Origin of the sequence: Nocardia sp. CY15, assembly GCF_009829295.1 — a bacterium.
Classification (GTDB): Bacteria; Actinomycetota; Actinomycetes; order Mycobacteriales; family Mycobacteriaceae; genus Nocardia; species Nocardia sputi.
On the sequence record NZ_VUOT01000019.1, the window covers coordinates 41,426 to 59,674 of the forward strand.

Annotated in this window: 9 protein-coding genes; 4 read left to right on the top strand and 5 right to left on the bottom strand. The window is 69.2% G+C overall.

All coding sequences use genetic code 11. From position 1 onward, the window contains the following. Positions 1-222 precede the first annotated feature (222 nt). From GVY39_RS20440 to GVY39_RS20460, 5 genes are all read right to left on the bottom strand, one after another. Positions 223-1,827 (bottom strand): phosphatase PAP2 family protein, encoded by a 1,605-nt coding sequence (locus GVY39_RS20440; RefSeq protein ID WP_159927061.1) that lies wholly within the window; start codon positions 1,825-1,827, stop codon positions 223-225. Between the two features lie 209 nt (positions 1,828-2,036). After that, positions 2,037-2,801 (bottom strand): TIGR03943 family protein, encoded by a 765-nt coding sequence (locus tag GVY39_RS20445; RefSeq protein ID WP_159927059.1) that lies wholly within the window; start codon positions 2,799-2,801, stop codon positions 2,037-2,039. Further along, on the bottom strand, positions 2,798-3,799 hold the full coding sequence (locus GVY39_RS20450; RefSeq protein ID WP_370523808.1) for a permease: 1,002 nt from the start codon (positions 3,797-3,799) through the stop codon (positions 2,798-2,800). Before GVY39_RS20450 ends, GVY39_RS20445 begins: the two co-directional genes overlap by 4 nt. 193 nt (positions 3,800-3,992) lie before the next feature. Then, positions 3,993-4,607: a class I SAM-dependent methyltransferase gene (locus tag GVY39_RS20455; protein WP_159927057.1), complete on the bottom strand. Its 615-nt coding sequence runs from the start codon at positions 4,605-4,607 to the stop codon at positions 3,993-3,995. Positions 4,608-4,664: 57 nt separating this feature from the next. Next, the gene (locus tag GVY39_RS20460; protein ID WP_159927055.1) at positions 4,665-5,756 is read right to left on the bottom strand and encodes an aldo/keto reductase; all 1,092 of its coding nucleotides are present in this window, start codon (positions 5,754-5,756) and stop codon (positions 4,665-4,667) included. Between the two features lie 46 nt (positions 5,757-5,802). Here GVY39_RS20460 and GVY39_RS20465 point away from each other — a divergent pair, with 46 nt between their 5' ends. Genes GVY39_RS20465 through GVY39_RS20480 form a run of 4 tightly spaced genes read left to right on the top strand, consistent with a single transcriptional unit; the run spans position 5,803 to position 18,218 of the window. Next, positions 5,803-9,720, top strand: a complete 3,918-nt coding sequence (locus tag GVY39_RS20465) for a non-ribosomal peptide synthetase (RefSeq protein WP_159927053.1) — start codon at positions 5,803-5,805, stop codon at positions 9,718-9,720. Beyond that, on the top strand, positions 9,707-10,204 hold the full coding sequence (locus GVY39_RS20470; protein ID WP_159927051.1) for an OsmC family protein: 498 nt from the start codon (positions 9,707-9,709) through the stop codon (positions 10,202-10,204). Before GVY39_RS20465 ends, GVY39_RS20470 begins: the two co-directional genes overlap by 14 nt. Beyond that, positions 10,201-17,499, top strand: coding sequence for a type I polyketide synthase (locus GVY39_RS20475; RefSeq protein WP_159927049.1), 7,299 nt, complete (start codon positions 10,201-10,203; stop codon positions 17,497-17,499). Before GVY39_RS20470 ends, GVY39_RS20475 begins: the two co-directional genes overlap by 4 nt. Next, positions 17,496-18,218, top strand: coding sequence for a trans-aconitate 2-methyltransferase (locus GVY39_RS20480; protein WP_159927047.1), 723 nt, complete (start codon positions 17,496-17,498; stop codon positions 18,216-18,218). Before GVY39_RS20475 ends, GVY39_RS20480 begins: the two co-directional genes overlap by 4 nt. Positions 18,219-18,249: the final 31 nt, after the last annotated feature.

The following is an 18,249-nucleotide window of genomic DNA, read 5'->3' on the forward strand; positions in this document are numbered from 1 at the left end:
ACCAGATGGCCAGATCAGTAGCCTTACCGGCGTCCACGCCCAACACAGTCGGTCAGGGTTCGACAAGCAGGTCTCGTGATGTCGCTGAGACCGCCAGCAGAACCGATGATGTCGATGATGTGTTTCGGCCGGAGGAATTCGATGTAGCCGATATCATCCGGGCGGCGTTGGCGGATGTGTCGGAGCCCGATGTTGCGGCAGATCTGATCCATGTGTGTTACTTCAGGGCGTTTCGGTGTCGTCGGCGGCTGATCTCTTGCGGATCGGTGTCGACGACGCGCGGGAAATCCTTGCCGTGGCCGGTGACGCGTTGCGGAACGGAAAGTTTCGTGCGGTGCTGCCCAGAGCCGCCGACTGACCAGAGGTCTCGACGGGTTCGACGACCCACCAGGCGATCGCTGTCCATATCGATGCCAGCAGGACCGCGCCGATGATGTCGGTGGGGTAGTGCGCACCGGCGTAGATTCGCTGCACGCCCACCAGCGTGGGGATCGCGATGATGGTGACGGACAGGAGCCGATGCCCTCGTCCGCGGGTGGTGGCCCACAGGAGTGCGGCGGTGGCTGAGTAAAGCGTCAGCGAGGCGGCGACGTGCCCGGAAGGGAAGCTGGCGGTGGGTGGCAGGTCGGGGTTGAGGTGTGGGACCTGGGGGCGGTCGCGGTCGACGATCGCGGCGGTGGTGAGAAACAGCGTGATCTCACCCGACAGCGCGATACCGAGGAACAACGCCGGGCGCCAGCTGCGGAGGACGCCCACCGCCAGCGCGGCGACGATCAGGGCGACCGTGATGACCGCGGTGGTATTACCGAGTTCGCCGAACACGCCGAGGATGGAGGTGAGCGTAGGGTTACGGTGCTCGGCAAGCGTCGCCACGATGCTGTGATCCCACCGCGGGACCGGGTTTTCGGCTTCCGGGGCGCGCACCAGCATGCCGATTCCGACGAGCCCTCCGACGAGCAGCACCCACGCGACCGCGAGTTCGCCGATTCCTCGCCACGGGTGGGGAAGGGTGGGCGCATGCCGCAGCGGGACCGGCCGCAAGTCGTCTTCCTCGGCCGGCGGTACGTCACCCGGCAGCGGGCCCGCGTCGCCGATTCGGGCGTCGCCACGCCATCGGTGGAACGCGACGGTGGCCAGCACGAGCCACAGCGACCCGAGCAGCCAGCCCGCGAGGACGTCGGTGAGGTAGTGCACGCCCAGCGCTATCCGGCTGACGCCGACGGCCGCCACCATGAGGACCGCGAACACGGCCACCGCACGGCGTGGGCCCGCCGGCAGGATCGGTGCGAAAACCAGCAGGACAACGCCGTAGCACACCAGTGAACTCATCGCGTGTCCGCTGGGGAAGCTCCACCCGTCTGTGCTGTAGAGGGGAGTCTCCACCACCGGACGCAGCCGGGCGACAAGCTCTTTGACGATCGGGTTGAGGATCAACCCACCCGCGCCTGTCACCACCACGTAGACAGCAAGGCGGGGGAGACGACGAATGAGCAGCCAGAGCCCGCAGACGGCGAGCACAAGGACCAGCGTGCCGGTCCCGCCGAGATCGGTGATGCCGGTGAGTACGTTCCGCAGAATCCTGTGCTCCGCTGCCACGGAGACCAGGCTGTCGGTGACCGCCTGATCCGCGCTCTGCATCGGTTCCCACCGCGCCCGGACCAGCGCTGTAAGCACACCGAACCCGAGACCGACGGCCACAGCGCCCAACAACGCCGCGGCACTGCGGATGGCGAATCGTTCGGCGGCCGCGGCCTCACTCCGAGGGGCCGGGCCGCCAGGGCGGTCGGCGCCCGTCGCGGCATCCTCGTCGTGGCGGTCGACAGACAACGCAACACCTCCTGCGATCGTGCGAGACCTCGCCGTGCAGCGAAGACCCGCGACAGGTCACCAGAGAACCTCCGGGTCTGGATGATTCGTTGTCCACGGGTTCCCGAAACGAGCGGTCGCAATCAATCCGGAAGGTCACGGTCGACAGCCCAGCCGATGTCCGGCGACGAACTCGGCCCTCGTGGGTGGCTGAAAGCAGCGACCGCGGATCACTGGCGACTGCGTTCGTATGTGTGATCCGGAGCTGGGATCCGCTGATAGTCGGTGACGCGGAGAGTTGGTGTGAAGTCGGGATCATGCTGGGCGCTGTCCGGTTCGACGAAGCCGCGGACCTCGAGCCACGTGTCGTCCTCGATCACTTCCGGCATCCCCGTAAGGTGCACGACTACATAGCGGGCATCGGCGACGCAGCAGGTGATGACCACTCGCGCGAGATCTGTGTCGGTGGTGTCGGAAGGCCGTTGCCCGAGATCGACCGGCCGCATCGCGAATCCGCTGATGGTCACCTCTCGGCCGTCCAGGGAGCGGTTCGAGTCGAACAGCGCCCGATCCACCAGATCGACAACCCGCAACGTCGGTGCGGGATCCGTCGGCAGGGGCGGAAACGGCCATCGCTCCGGTTGCGCCGAGGGCGAATCGCCGGCCACGACCTGTACCCGAGGGCTCGTCACGGCGGCGTCGGCGCCCAGCGCGGGCGGGGCGATCAGCAGCAGTGCGGCGGCCGGAAGCAGCAGGAGCCAATGGGCCCGGCCGGTGCCGTGCCCATGGTCGTGCTCGTCGCTCGAGGTGGCCGCGCCGCGCCGGATGTCGCGCACGATCGCGATCAGCCCGAGCAGAATGAAACCCGCGCCGCTGATCAGCAGGAACGGATAGAGGCCGGGTTTCACGTAGCGCAGGTAGGAGCCATCGAGCGCGATACACAAGACCGCGCCGCCGATCAGCAGCAACAGCAGATTCTGGGTCTCCCGTCTCACCGGGCACCTCCGAGAAAGACATATCCGGCGAGGGCGCCGCACACCACGGCCACCACGAACGTCACCGGCGCGAATCGCATCGCGAACGCTCGTCCGAACGTACCCGCCTGCATGGCGAACAGTTTCACATCGACCGCGGGCCCGACCACCAGGAACACCAGCCGCGGCAGCAACGGCAGCGTCGACATGCTCGCAGCGACGAACGCGTCGGCCTCCGAGCACAGCGCCAGCACGATCGCCAAGACGGCCAGAACAATGATGGCTATCACCATCTGGCCGGCCAGATGTTCAAACCAGGAGGGCGGGACCAGCACATGGAGCGCGGCGGCCGCCCCCGCGCCGAGTACGAGAAAAGCGCTGGCCTGTAGTAGATCGTGGCGCGCGGCCTCGGTGAAGACCTCCCAGCGGGTGCGGCCCGCCACGCAGTGACCATGCCCGGCCCTCGGCAACAGCCACGCCGGACGGCCGAACATCGACCAGATGAAGCCCATCGCGACAGCGGTGGCCAGCGAACCGGTGAACCGCGCCGCGACCATACCCGGCTCGCCGGGAAAAGCCACCGCGGTGGAGATCAGCACGACCGGGTTGGTCGCGGGCGCGGACAGCATGAAAGCCAGCGCTACCGAGCCCGGCGCGCCCTGATCGGTCAACCGTCGCGCCACCGGCACGACACCGCACTCACATCCAGGCAACGCCATGCCCGCCAGCCCGGCTACGCCGATCGCCGCGGGCTCGTTGCGGGGCAGCACCTTTCGCAGCACGGCAGGGGAGACGAACGCCGCGATGCCACCACTGACCAGTACGCCGAGTACCAGAAAAGGCACCGCCTGCACGAAGACGCCGGAGAATATCGTCACCGCGGTCTGCAACCGTGCCGACGCACCGACCGCGCGCACCAGCGGCGCCTGCATGACCAGCCCGAGGGCGATCAGCGCGACCAGTGCGTACGTCGAGGGCACTTTCGTCCGAATCGACGTCGGAGTGTTCTGCGCGAGCACGCTCACATCCTGTCAGCACGAGCCGCCGAACCCGTCGACCGACCCTGATCGATGAGGAACGGCTTCGTTCCCGTGACCGTCATCCGAACAGGATCGCGGTCGTCGCTTCCAATGGAACCCGCGTGTGGGGCGGCGGAGGGAGGTCCGCAGGGGCGGGGCGTACGCGTCCATGGTGCGCGCCCGCCCGTGCCGATCAGGCCGGCCGCGTGGCGGTGGCGATTTGGAAAACGCCGTCTACGCGTCGGATTTTCGGCTCACGCAGGCCGGCTTCTTCGAGCATGGCGACGAGTTCGGCGTCGGAGTGGAAGCGGGCGCGCTTGGCGACCGGCGGTGGCATGAGCGACCGTGGGGGATCGGGCGCGACGGTGTGCAGGACCAAGCGACCGTTCGGTGCGAGGACTCGGTGCAGTTCGGACAGCATGGCGGGCGCCTCGACGAAGAACAGGATGTTCATCGCGGTCGCGCTGCTGAAGTGTCCGTCCGGCAGGGGCAATGCTTCCGCCGCGGCCTCGATGACCTCGAGCCTGCCCTCTCGGACGGCGGTTTCGTTCCTCGACCTGGTGAGCGCCACCATATCGGCGCTGTGATCCACGGCTGTTACGCGGCAACCGGTTTCCAGCGCACTAGCGGCGAAAGTGCCGCCTCCGCAGCCCACCTCGAGGAGGTGGTCGTTGTCGGTGAGGTGAAGCTCTGCCAGCGTGTCGCGGAAGATCGGGTGATGGGATTTCATGTCCCGCCACATCAACCGTGCCAGCGGTCCGCGAGGTCTGCGCAGCAGTCGGTCGGTGAACAGATCGAAAAGAGCCAAGGCGAATTCCTGTCGTGATCGTCCGAAGGTGGTTCAGCTGTGGGAGCTCAGCTCAGCTCAGCTCAGCTGAATCCGCATGTCTCCGTGCACGCTGCGGTGAGCCAATGGGCGAGCCAGTACGGTGTGCGGATATCCCGGCGTGATGGCGGACGCATTGCTGAGGCGCTCGAGATGGTGGTCGTCGAAGGCGAGGTCCAAGGCGTCGAGGTTGTCCTCGAGCTGCGCGCGAGTTCGGGCACCGAGAACGGGTGCGGTTAGGCCAGGTTGGCGCAGCAGCCAGGCGAGGGCCACCTGCGCCGGCGACCGGCCGAGTTGCCGGGCCACCTGGCGTACGGTCTCGGCGATGGTCAGCGACCGTTCGGTGAGACCGTCGTTGGCGACGATCAGGTCTTTGCGGGTGGTTCCCACCACCGGACGCCGCGCATCCGACGGGAGATCCGCATCGGTGTACTTACCGGCGAGCACGCCTCCCGCCAGTGGCGACCAGGCAACCACGCCGAGGCCCATTTCGCGGGCCATCGGCAGCATGTCGTGTTCGGCCGTGCGTTCGGTCAGGTTGTACTCCAGTTGAACCGCGATGAGCGGCGTCCATCCCCGCAAGTCGGCCATCGTCTGCATGCGTGCGATCTGCCAGACGGGGGTGTTCGAAATGCCGAGGTACAGCACTTTGCCCGCGCGCACCAGATCGTCCATCGCGCGCAGGATCTCTTCGGGCGGCGTGAGGCCGTCCCACATGTGCAGGTACAGCAGGTCGAGATAGTCGGTGCCCAGGCGGCGTAGGCTCGCCTCGACCGAGGCGACCATGTTCTTGCGATGGTTGCCGCCGGAATTCGGATCGGTGAGCCGTCGCAGCAGGGTGTACTTGGTGGACAGGACCAGAGCCTCGCGGTCGGCCGCGGCGAACTCGCCGAGCCATTTCTCGGCGTTGCCGTTGGTGTAATTGCCTGCCGTGTCGAGGAAGTTGCCGCCGCGTGTGACGTAGGCGTCGAAGATGCGCCGAGCCTCGTTCTTGTCGGCGCCCCATCCCCAGTCGGTTCCGAAGGTCATGGTGCCCAAGGCCATCGGTGATACACGCAGGCCCGACCGTCCCAGCAGCCGGTAGCAGTCCAGGGCATCGTTGGAGGACGCGTTGTTGAAAAACGTTGTCATTATCGTCTAGTGTAGGCCCGCTGAGTTTGCCGAGCAAGGGCTGGAGATGGCGACAATCGATACAGAAGTTCGGCGTTGCGCCGCAACGGTTCTCGGAATCGATGCGGGCGGGATCGACGCACAGCGCCCCTTGCAGGAACACGGGCTGGATTCCTTTCTCGCCGCCCGTCTGCACCTGCGTCTGGCCGAACGCACCGGGGTGCGCGTGCCACTGGAAGCCTTCGTCGGAGCCACGCTCGACTCGTTGGTCGCGGAGATCGAAAAGCGCAGGGAATCAGTCGATTCGACGCGTCGAGAGACCGTCTCGCCGACGCCGCCCGTCGCGGCGTCCGAGATCGTCGTCGAAGAAGAACTGACCCCCATCCAGGCGTCCTACTGGGTGGGCCGCGAGGCCGGCATGCCGCTCGGGGGGGTGGCCACGTTCTACTACTTCGAATTCGACCGCGATCCGGAACGATTCGTGGCAGCCGACGCGCGGGCCGAAGTCGGCGCGCTGGAGACGGCGTGGAACACGGTGGTTGCCCGCCACGACATGCTGCGGGCCATCGTGACCGACGACGGCCGTCAACGGGTACTGCCGCCGGGGCGGCGCTACCGCATCGAGGTCACCGACCTGCGGGATGCCGCAGGCGATGCCGCCGCGACCTTGGCGCGGCTGCGCCACGAGAAGTCACATCAGGTGCGCGATACCGCGACAGGACCGTTGTTCGACATCCACGCCGCGCTTCTGCCGTCCGGCGCGCTGCGGCTGTTCGTCGGATTCGACATCATCGTGCTGGATATGGCGAGCTGGATTCAGCTCATGCGGGAGTGGGGTGAGTTGGTCGCCGATCCAGACGCGGCGCTGCCACCGCCGCCGACCTCGTTCCTCAGTATCGTGCGCGCCCGCCGGGCGGCCGAGGTGGGCCGCCGGGAACGGGATCGCGCCTACTGGCAGGAGCGGCTGGCCGGCCTGCCGCCCGGCCCTCGGCTGCCCTATGCGGTCGCACCCGAAACGATTCGCACCGCCCGATTCCGGCGCCACGAGGCGCGGCTCGCACCGGAACACTGGACGGCTCTCGGCTCTCGCGCCGCGCAGCGTGGCCTCAGCCCTACCGCGGTGCTGCTCGCGGCTTTCGGACTCACCTTGTCGCGGTGGGGAGCCACCGACGCGTTCTGCCTCAACGCCACCCTGTTCGACCGATCCGACGAAGGCGGGGACAACGAGGGCGTCGTCGGGGATTTCAGCACCACCGCGCTGGTCGAGATGCCGGCCCCGAACCCGGGCGATTGGCTCGGGTTCGCCGACTACGCTCGCCGCGTCAACACGCGGTTCTGGGCCGACCTGGAACACCGCTCCTACAGCGGCGTCGAGGTGCAGCGCGAGCAGACCGCCGACCTCGCGCCGCGTTACCCGGTGGTGTTCACCAGCGGGGTCGGTCTCGGGCAGGCCGACGGCCCGGCCGCGGGCTGGTTGGGCGACGAGGTGTTCGGAGTCTCGCAGACACCGCAGGTGACCCTCGACCACATCGTCTGGGACGAGGCCGGGGGATTGCGGCTGGCGTGGGATGCCGTCGAGGAAGTCTTCCCGCCCGAGTTCGTGGATCGGATGCTCGCCGCCCACGCCCGCCTGCTGCGGCGGCTGGCCCAGGACGGGACCGCCTGGGACACCGCGGAACTGGGTTGGAATCCGTATTTCGAGACGGTGCGACCGCTTCCATCCGGACTCGGTGCGGGGTTGCTCACGGACCTGCAGCGCCACCAGGTGGCCGAGCGGCCGGAGTCCGCGGCTGTGCTCTCCACCGCAGGACTGCTCACGCACAGCGAGGTGTCTACACGGGCGCGCGCCATCGCCGGGCGGCTGATCGCGGCCGGTGTCCGACCGCGCGATCGAGTGGCGGTGCTCGCTCCCAAATCTGCGGATCAGATCGTCGCCGTCTACGGGATTCTCTGGGCTGGAGCGACATTCGTCCCGATCGAGCCGGAATGGCCCGCCTCCCGCATTGCCTCGGTCTGTCGCCGCGCCGGGATCGGACATGCTCTCGCCGTACCCGGTGTGGAGCTGCCGGAAAACGTCATCGCGCACCCGCTCGACGCTCCTGGCGGTGCCGTCAGCGTCGGCGAGCCGATCGCCACCGCGGACGACGACCTGGCCTACGTCATCTTCACCTCTGGATCGACCGGTGAACCCAAGGGGGTGGCCGTCGAGCACCGCGCCGCCCGCACCACGATCGACGACATCAACGATCGCTTCGGCATCGGTCCGGGCGATCGGGTGCTCGCGCTGTCGGCGCTGAGTTTCGATCTGTCCGTCTACGACATCTTCGGCGTGCTCGGCGCGGGAGGGGCGCTGGTACTCCCGGACGCCGACCGGTTGCGCGATCCGGGCCACTGGTGCGAACTCGTCGCCGCTCACCGGGTGACGGTGTGGAACACGGCCCCCGCGCTCGCGGAGATGCTCGTCGAATACGCCGAGGCCGACCCGGCGGCGGCCGCGCGGCTGCGGTCGCTGCGCGTGCTGCTGCTGTCGGGTGACTGGATTCCGCTGTCGCTGCCCGGTCGGCTGCGCGCGGTGATCGGTGAGCAGGTGCGCGTGATCAGTCTGGGCGGCGCGACCGAAGCCGCCATCTGGTCGATCTGCCATCCCGTTCAGGAAGTGCGTCCCGAGTGGACCAGCATCCCGTACGGCAGGGCGCTGCGCGAGCAGTTCTTCCTCGTGCTCGACGAGGACGGCCTGCCCTGTCCGGTCGGCGTACCGGGTGAACTGCACATCGGAGGGGCTGGTCTGGCACGCGGGTATGTCGGGGACGACGAGCAGACCGCCCGACGTTTCATCCGGCACGACCGGCTGGGAGACCGGCTGTACCGCACCGGTGACCTGGGCAAGTGGCGGCCCGACGGCGCCATCGAGTTCCTCGGCCGCGTCGACCGGCAAGTCAAGGTCCGCGGCCACCGCATCGAACTCGGGGAGATCGAGGCCGTACTCCACCGGCATCCAGCCGTGCGCCGGTGTGTGGCGGCGGCGGTACCGGGGGCGGACGACCGGCCGCAGCTCGTGGTCTACGTGGTGGCCGGTGACTCACCGGCGGACACCGCGGAACTCACCACCCACGCGGCGCGTCACCTGCCGCAGTACATGGTGCCGTCCCGGTGGGTGCTTCTGGACGCCGTGCCGTTGACATCCAACGGCAAGGTCGACCATTCCCGATTGCCGAACCCGTTCCCTCGCGAGGAAGCCGAGACGGGAACCACCGCACCGGCCGAATACAGCCCGGCGATCAATGGACTTCCGACCGAAAACGGACGACCGGACCTCGGCCGAATCGCCCCGGTGGCCGCTCCAGCGCCCGCCCTGGGGACGGCCGCCACAGCCGGCGATCTCGCCGAGACATCGGTTGCGGCGGAGGAACAGGCGAGCACACCGGCCGACGACTGGCTGCTGCACGCGGCGCGACAAGCCGAGGCGCTGGGACTGACGTTGACACTGCGTGCGCAACCCCTCGACGGCGTCACCGAGAACAACGCCGCCGAGTGGGTCGGTCGTCTGCATACGGCGGCCACGGCCCGCGGCCTCGTCGCCGAGGCGCACTACGGCGACGCGGCCGAGCTCGTCCTCACCGCTGCGATGCCGACCATCACGGCCACCCGCGCGCGGATCGAATCCGCGGTCGTCGAGGTCTTCACCGACCTGCTCGGCCCAGGTATCGCGGCGACCACCCCGTTCAACGATCTCGGCGCCACCTCCCTGACCCTGGTCCGGGCCCATCGCAAGCTGCGGCACCTCACTTCGGTGCTCACCGTGCCGGACATCTTCCGGCTCGGCACCGTCCGGCGGTTGACGGACTGGATCGTCGACCACACCGATCAGGAGACCTCGACCCGCGAATCCGGCGCCGTGTCGATCGATCTCACCGACGCCATAGCGCGCGGCCACCGTCGACGCGCCCACCGATCGAAAGCGAGGCTCGCGGATGTCGTTCGCTGACACCGTGTTCCGGCTGCGCACCGCCGCGAGCCGCGCGGCCGACCGCAGACAGCGGTTCACCGTCCGTACCGAACACCGTCCGGATACACCCACCGAGATGCGGGTGCGCATCGGCAAGCACACCCTCGTGGTCGACGAACCCGTGGCCGCGGGCGGCGGCGACGCCGGTCCCGACCCGATCGGGATGGCGCTGGCCGCACTGGGCACCTGTCAGGCGGTCACGTACCGCTTCCACGCGGCACGGCTGGGTATCGCTGTCCATTCGCTGTCGGTGGACGTCGACGCCGACGTGGACCTCGGGCCCGTCTTCGGGCTCGCCGAGCCGGTGCAACCGGGTCGTATCCGGGTCCGTGCCCGGGTGGGCGGCCCGCACGAAGCGGCCCGGTATCGCGAGCTGCACCAGCTCGTGGAGGCGTCCTGTCCGGTGCTGGCCATGATGCGGGGCCACCTGGCGGTGGACTCGGAATTGGAGATCGAATCGTGAACGACGACAATGCCGTCGCCATCGTCGGGATGGCCTGTAGATTCCCGGGCGCACCGGACCTGGCCGCCTACTGGGACCTGATCGCCTCGGGCCGGGAAGGTCTGACCCGGTTCGACGACGCGGAGCTCGCCGCGAGCGGGGTACCCGCCGAACTGCGCGAGCACCGCAACTATGTGCCGGTCGGGGCGGTCATCGACGGACAGGACCGATTCGACCCGGAGCATTTCGGCATCGTCGCACGCGATGCCGCCCTGATGGATCCGCAGCTGCGGCTGCTGCTGGAATGCGCGTGGGACGCCCTCGGCGACGCCGGGCACCGCGGTGGCACCGGACTGGACGCGGTCGGCGTGTTCACCGGGGCCTCGCACAGCGACTATCTGGAGCACAACCTCATCGCCTACCGCCAAGGCGCGCAGCGGGATCCGCTCGGTCGGCTGCAGGCGGAAACGGGCACGCTCACCGACTACTTCCCCCAGCAGATCGCCTACCGGCTCGACCTCACCGGCCCCGCGGTAGCGGTGCAGGCCGCCTGCGCTACCTCGCTGGTCGCGGTACACCTGGCCGCGCAGGCACTCCTGTCGGAGGAGTGCGACGCGGCGCTGGCAGGCGGTGCGTCACTGATCGTCCCGCAGGGCCGCGGCTACCTGCACGTGCCCGATGCGATCTTCTCCGCCGACGGGCATACCCGGTCGTTCGGGGCGGACGCGACCGGCATGGTGCACAGCCAGGGCGTGGGCATGGTGGTCCTGCGGCGGCTCGCGGACGCGCTGGCCGACGGCGACCCGATCTACGCGGTGCTGCGCGGCAGCGCGCTGAACCACGACGGTGGCGGTAAGGCCGGTTTCACCGCCCCATCGGCGGCCGGGCACGCGCGTGCGATCAGCGAGGCGCTCGCCGTGGCCGATATCGGGATCGACGCCGTCGACCTGATCGAGGCACACGGCACGGCGACCGCCCTCGGCGACCAGATCGAACTGTCGGCGCTGACCGCGGTCTTCGCCGACCGCACGGCGCCCGAGCCGATCGCCTTGGGCTCGGTGAAGAGCAATATCGGCCACACCAACAGCGCGGCCGGAATCGCGTCGCTGATCAAAACCGCACTCGCTCTGTGGCATCGCCGCATCCCGGCAACCCTGCACGCGCGTCCCGCCCATCCTGATCTGGAACGCAGGCGCGGGCTGTTCGAGGCCGTCGAGCACACCCGGGACTGGCCGGAGCGCGACGGCACCAGGATCGCCGGGGTGAGCTCGATCGGCATCGGCGGCACCAACTGCCACGTGCTGCTCGAACAGGCGCCCCCGCACGGTGAGTCGAACGACCCCGATCCCGACCTGCGCGCACAACTGCTGTTGATCTCGGCCGCAGCGGAGTCCGGATGCCGAGACCAACTCGCGCAGGCCGCGACCGTCGTGACGGCCGACGCGAGGGCCGACTACGCCTACACCGTCTCGAGCGGCCGGCATTCGGACTCCGGATGGCGTGCCACCGCACTATTGACCGCTCAGGACCCGGGCCCGCGCCCGATCGCCCTCGCACAGGTACCGCCGAGGCGATCGGACATCGTCTTCGCCTTCCCGGGAGCGGGTGCGCAGTATTCGGGGATGGGTGCCGGGCTCTACCGCGACGAGCCGGTGTTCACAGCCTGCATCGACGACTGCGCCGAAGCGCTGAACCCCCTACTCGACTACGACATCCGCGAAATCGTCACTGGCCACGCCCCGCAGCAGGACGTCGACGACGTGCGCTACGGGCAGCCTGCCCTGTTCGCGGTGTCGCTCGCCACCGCGGCGACTCTGCGCGGCTACGGCATCGAACCCGACGGTGTCATCGGCCACAGCCTCGGCGAGTACGCGGCCGCGGTGGTCGCGGGAGTACTCAGCCTGCCCGACGCCGCGCGCCTGGTGGCGGTTCGATCGGCGGCGCTGGCCGATGCCGCGCCTGGCGCGATGCTGGCGGTCCCACTCGCCGAGGAGGACGCGCGCGCGGCGCTGGCACGCTACCCGGAGATAGCGTTGGCAGCGGTCAACGGCCCGGATGCCTGTGTGGTCTCCGGACCCGCCACGGCTGTCGAGGCGTTCGCGGCCGCCCTCGGTCGAGCCGGAATCCGCTCGAGCAGACTGCACGTCGCAGCGGCCCTGCACTCGCCTGCCGTGGCGGCCGCGGTCCCGCCGCTGCGCGCCGCGGCGGCGAGCGTCCCGGTCGCACCGGCTGCTCTGCCGCTCTACAGCACTCTCACCGGCCGCAGGACCCGATCCCTGGACGCCGAGCACTGGGCGCGGCACCTGCGTGAACCGGTACTCTTCGCCTCTGCCTTGCGGACCGCGACGGCGGCGGCCCCGACCACCCTCGTCCAGGTAGGGCCGGGCAGCACCCTCGCCACGCTCGCGCGCCGCAACGCACCCGAGGGCCTCACCGCCGCGCTGAGCACCCTGCCCGAGGCCGAGGAGCGGACGGAGGGCGCCACCGCCGACCGTGCCGCGCTGCTCACCGCCGTAGGCCACCTCTGGTGCGGCGGTGCGGATATCGATGTGGCGGCCCTGCACCGCCGTCGCCGGCGTGTCCGCCTGCCCGTCCACCCCTTCCAGCGCCGCCGGATCTGGATCGATCCGCCTGCCGTCGGCGAAGTGCCACCGGCCGAATCGGATCTCGTGGTATCCGATCGCGTTGCGGAGACGAACGGGTTCGCGACCGTCGTCGAACCAGAGGTGCGTTCCGAGCTCGTACCAGAGGTGCGACCGGAGCTCGTATCGGTGGTGAGCGCACCGACCGAGTCCCCGGCGGCGGTCTTCGAGCCGGTCGCGTCGTTCGCCGCACCCGCGCTGTCCAACGGTGCTCTCGTTGCTACGGCGCCGAACGACATTACGGAACGTCCCGACGAACCCCCGCGGTTCGCCGTTCCGGAAGAGGAGACGATCGCCGCCCTCTGGGCGGACACGCTGGGCGAGCAGGTCGACGACGCCGAAGCCGACTTCTTCGCGCTCGGCGGAACCTCCATGCTGGCGACGCGCATGTTGGACATCCTCAACGAGCGGGAGCGCACCGATATCCGCATGCGCGAACTGCTCTCGCACTCCACCGTGGCCGCCTTCGCCACACTGCTGCGAGATCGCCGCCCGCCGATGCCCGCGGCGAGCGTCGATTCGTCCGCGTCTCCCGCCGCCGCCATCCAACCCGTTCGTCGGGACGAGATACCGGTCGTCGAGGCGGATCCCGCCGTATTCCCGCTGACCCGGGTACAGCACGCGTACTGGGTGGGCCGATCGGGCGCGTTCGGCCTGAGCGACGTGTCCTGTCACATCTATCTCGAATACGATTGCGACAAACTGGATCTGGAACGCTACGAGCAGGCGTGGAACCTGGCGATCCGGCGACACGAGATGCTGCGCGCCGTCATCACCGAGGACGGACACAACCAGATCCTCGCCGAGGTGCCGGAGTTCCGGATTCGTCGCCACGACCTCACCACCTCCGCAGGCCAGGCGCGCGAGGACACCCTCACCGAGTTGCGGCGGCGGCTGTCTCATCGGGTGCACCGTCCCGACCGCTGGCCGCTGTTCGATGTGCGTGCCGCGGTACTGGACGACACCACCACCCGGCTGTTCCTCGGAATCGACGCCCTCATCTGTGACGCCGGGAGTTTCCTGGTCCTCGACCGCGACCTGCGTCTGCTCTACACCGACCCGACGGCCGAATTGCCGCCGCTGCCGACCCGGTTCGCCGACTACGTGGCATACACCGAGTCCCGCTCGGACTCCGCGGCCCGGCGGCGGGCGATCGACTATTGGCACAGCCGGATGGAGGACCTGGCCGGTCCGCCCGACCTGCCTACACACACCCGCACCCAGGCCCAGCCGTGGTTCGGCCGCCGCGATGCCCGGCTCGCACCCGAGGAATGGCAGCAGCTGCGGCGGTTGGCCGCCGATCACGGTGTCACGCCCTCGGCGGTCCTGCTCACCGCCTATGCGGACGTGCTCGCCGCCTGGTCCGGCGACGACCGGTTCACCCTGTCGCTGACCCTGGTCGACCGGCCGGTGGCCCTGCCAGGCATAGACTCCGCGATTGGCGATTTCACCACGCTGCTCGCCCATGAGGTGGACCGCACCGCCGGAGGAACCTTCGCCGAACGGGCCGCGCAGACCCAACGGCGCCTCTTCGATGACATCGACCACCGCGAGTACTCCGCGCTGGATCTGCTCGCCGAACTGTCCACCCGCACCGGGCAGCGCAGGCTGCTGCCGGTGGTGTTCACCAGTGCGCTCGATGTCGCCCAACTGGTCGGCGGCGCCCCGGACCTGGAGTGGGCGGGCCCGATCGTGCACGGGGTGAGCCAGACCCCGCAGGTGTGGCTCGACCACCAGGCATTCGTCCACGCCGGCGGTCTGCAACTGCAGTGGGATGTCCTCGAAACCGTCCTCGATTCCGCGGCCGCGGATACGGCGTTCACCTCCTATGTGGAGTGGCTGCGCCGCCTCGCCGCGGCTCCGGAGGCGTGGACCGCCCCGGACGCCGCGATGAGCCGGGCAGAGGGGGACGAGGACGTCACCGACGCCGTGGCCGCCATCTGGACCCAGGTGCTCAACCTCGACGCCGGTGTCGTACGGCCCGACTCCACATTCGTGGGCCTGGGCGGCGATTCGGTGCTGGCGGTGCGCATGGCCACCATGGTGCGCCAGCGACTAGGCGTCGCTGTGCCCGTGGCGGAACTGGTAGGGGATCTCTCGTTCGCCGACCTCATCGCGCTGATCGACGAACGTCGCACCGGTATCGCGGTAACCGCCGTCGAACTGACACGGCAGGCCGACCCCACCGCACCGTTCCCGCTCACTCCGCTGCAGCAGGCGTATTGGGTGGGACAGCAGCACGGATACGCACTGAGTTACGACTCAGCGCACAACTATGTCGACTTCCGGCTCACGGGCATCGACCCCACGGTTCTCGACACGGTGGTGCGGCGGCAGGTGGAACGCCAACCCATGCTGCGGGCGATCTTCCTGCCGGACGGCACCCAGCAGGTGCTGCTCGCCGACGACCCCCGATTGGCCACTCTCCCCATCACCCACCTCGACCTGCGGAGCGCCGACGCCGGTGAGATCGATCGGCGGCTCGCCGCCATCCGCGCCGAACTACAGCGCACCGGCCCGCGAATGGATCCGTGGCCGTTCACCATCACCGCCGCCCGGCTTCCGGGCGACGAAGTGAGCCTGCATATCGTGTGCAGTCTGCTCGTGGCCGACGGATGGTCCGTCCAGTTGATGTTCACCGAGCTGTTCACCTACCTCGACGACCCGAATACCGTGTTGCCAGCGCTCACCGCCCACTTCGGCGACTACGTGGAGACCGTCTCCCGGCAGCGTGACGAACCCGAATGGCAGGCACAGCGAGACTGGTGGTGGGAACGGATCGACGATCTGCCGCCCGCCCCGGCGCTGCCCTTGGCGATGCCGTTCGACCAAGTGCGCCCCGACACTCTGGAGCGTCGCGAATTCCGGGTGACCGGCGAGCGCATGGCGGTCCTACGCGATCGCTGTGCCGAGTACAACATCACCCCGACCGCCGCGTTCGCCACCTGCTGGGCATTGGCGCTGGCCCGGTTGGCCGGGCACCGCCGGTTCCTGCTGAATGTGCTGTATCTCAACCGGTTACACCTGCCTCGCGATCTCGATCACGCCATCGGCCCCTACGCGGGCACGGTGCTGCTCGATATCGCCCTGCCCGTCCGGCCGACGTTCCTGACCGCCGCACGGCATGTGCAGGAGGCTACCGCCACCATGCTCGACCACGGACAGGTCACCGGCGTGGAGGTGGTGCGGGAACTGGCCCGGCGCCGGCGCGACACCGCCCCCCAGGCCCCGGTCGTCTTCCACAGCACCCTCGGGCTGCATCCGCCGGGCGGCACCCCCGACACGGTCGGAGTACGCGACTTCTACCAGCGCGTGCGCACGCCGCAGGTGGCCCTGGACATGCAGGTGTTCCAGTGGGACTGGGACGATTCGGTGGCGGTGAATCTGGACGCCGTCGCGGAACTGTTCCCGCCGGGCGTGCTCGACACCCTGTTCGCGGAGGTGTGCGATACCGTCACCGCGCTCGTGGACCGGCCCGAGACCTGGACGGCGACGGTCGAGTTGCCCGACACCGAGAAGCCCGCGCCCACGGCAGGTGCGCCGAGTCCCGCCACGGTGAGCGGCCCGCCCGCCACCGCCACCGAGCGTGCCATCGCCGAACTGTGGGAGCGGATGGTGGACGCCCCGCTCGATATCGACCGTGGTACCGACTTCTTCACCGCCGGGGGAGATTCCGTACTCGCCATCAGGATGCTCAACCGCCTGCGCGGGGAACTCGGCCTGGTGGTGACGCCGCGGGAGTTCCTCGCCGACCCGACCCTGGCCGCGGTCGCCACCGCCGCGCGCCAGGAGGCTCCGGAACAGCCGCTTCCACGCGACTGCCTGGTCCCGCTGCGCGACGGCACCGGCCGACCACTGTTCCTGATCCACCCGACCGGTGGCGACGTACTCTGTTACGTCGATCTGGCCCGGACACTCGATACCCGCGCACCGATCATCGGCATCCAGGACCCGGAACTGGTCGGCGCGCCCGGTCCGGAGACGATCGCCGAACTGGCACGGGTGTACGAGGGCGTGGTGCGGGCTCACCAGCCCGCCGGTCCGTACCGCATCGGCGGCTGGTCGATGGGCGGGATCATCGCACACGAGGTGGCCCGGCGGCTGCGCGCGGCCGGTGAGACCGTGGAGGCGCTGGTCCTGCTCGACTCGAATATCGCCGACCGCATTCACCATGTCGACGGGCGCGGCTTCTGGACGCGTTATCTCGGATCGCTGGCGGCGTTCCTCGAATTGGATATCGACACCGGCATGTTCGGACCCGACTTCGACCGGGCGCCGGATGACCTGCAGCGCGCCGAGGTGCGGCGCCGACTCGCGGACGCGGGCCTCGTCGAACGCGGCGCTCCCGCCGATCAGCGGCTCAAGGAGGACGTCTTCCGGCGTCATCTGCGCGCGCTCGGCGCGCACCAGACCGGTGATCTCGACGGTGCTGGACTCGACATGCTGTTGGTGCGGGCCGAGTTGCCCGCGCCGCACAATTCCGGGGTCGGCATGGGAGTCGACGACTGCGGCGATCTCTCGGACCTCGGATGGGCCGCGCATACCGACGTCGTGATCGATTCCCGGCCCGTCGCCGCGCATCACTATGCCCTGCTGCGACCGCCCGCGGTCGTCACGGTCGCTCATCTGGTGTCGGAACTGCTTGCGAGCCTTGATGATTCGGAGAAGCCGTGACCGACGACTACGCCGCCGCGGCGGAGTTCTACGACCTCATGGCCACACCGTATGTGGCCGGAGTGGAACCGGTGCTGACCAAACTGCTCGCCGGGGTGGACACCATCGCCGGACCGGTCGCCGATGTCGGGGCGGGCACCGGACTGTCCACCATGCTGGTCGCCGACGCGCTACCCGACGCGCGGATCGTGGCGGTGGAACCGGCCGCCGCGATGCGCGCGGTACTGCTGTCGAGACTGGCGGCCCGCAAGGACCTGCGTGAGCGAATCACCGTACTGCCTACGGGTTTCCTGGATACCCGACTGCCCGCGCGGTGTGCGGCGGTGGTCGCTCTCGGGGTGATCGGGCACTTCGACGCCGCCACCCGTCCGCGGGTGTGGGCGGCCATCGCGGACGCACTGGTCCCGGGCGGTGACGCCGTGGTGGAAGTGCAGCGTCCCGGTCGCGTCGAACCCTCAGCGGAACGGCGCTACACCACCGCCCGCGCCGGTGACCTGCGTTACGAGGGCTGGAGCCGGGCCGACCCGGTGGACGCGGACTCCTTGATCTGGCGGATGACCTATCGCACCTACCAGGGCGACCGGCTGGTGCAGGAGGTACGCACCGAACACCATGTCTGGCCTGCCGACGCCGACCGGCTCACGGCCGAGGCCCGTGCGGCCGGGCTGCGGCCTGCCGACGCCGACCCGGCGACCGGACTGTTGCGCTTCACCCGCTGACGATTCACCGCAGCCGCTGGTGCGGCCGACG

Excerpts from the sequence above, each read along its gene's own strand:
- GVY39_RS20460 (WP_159927055.1), bottom strand. The coding sequence starts at position 5,756 with ATGACAACGTTTTTCAACAACGCGTCCTCCAACGATGCCCTGGACTGC.
- GVY39_RS20465 (WP_159927053.1), top strand. The coding sequence starts at position 5,803 with ATGGCGACAATCGATACAGAAGTTCGGCGTTGCGCCGCAACGGTTCTC.
- GVY39_RS20470 (WP_159927051.1), top strand. The coding sequence starts at position 9,707 with ATGTCGTTCGCTGACACCGTGTTCCGGCTGCGCACCGCCGCGAGCCGC.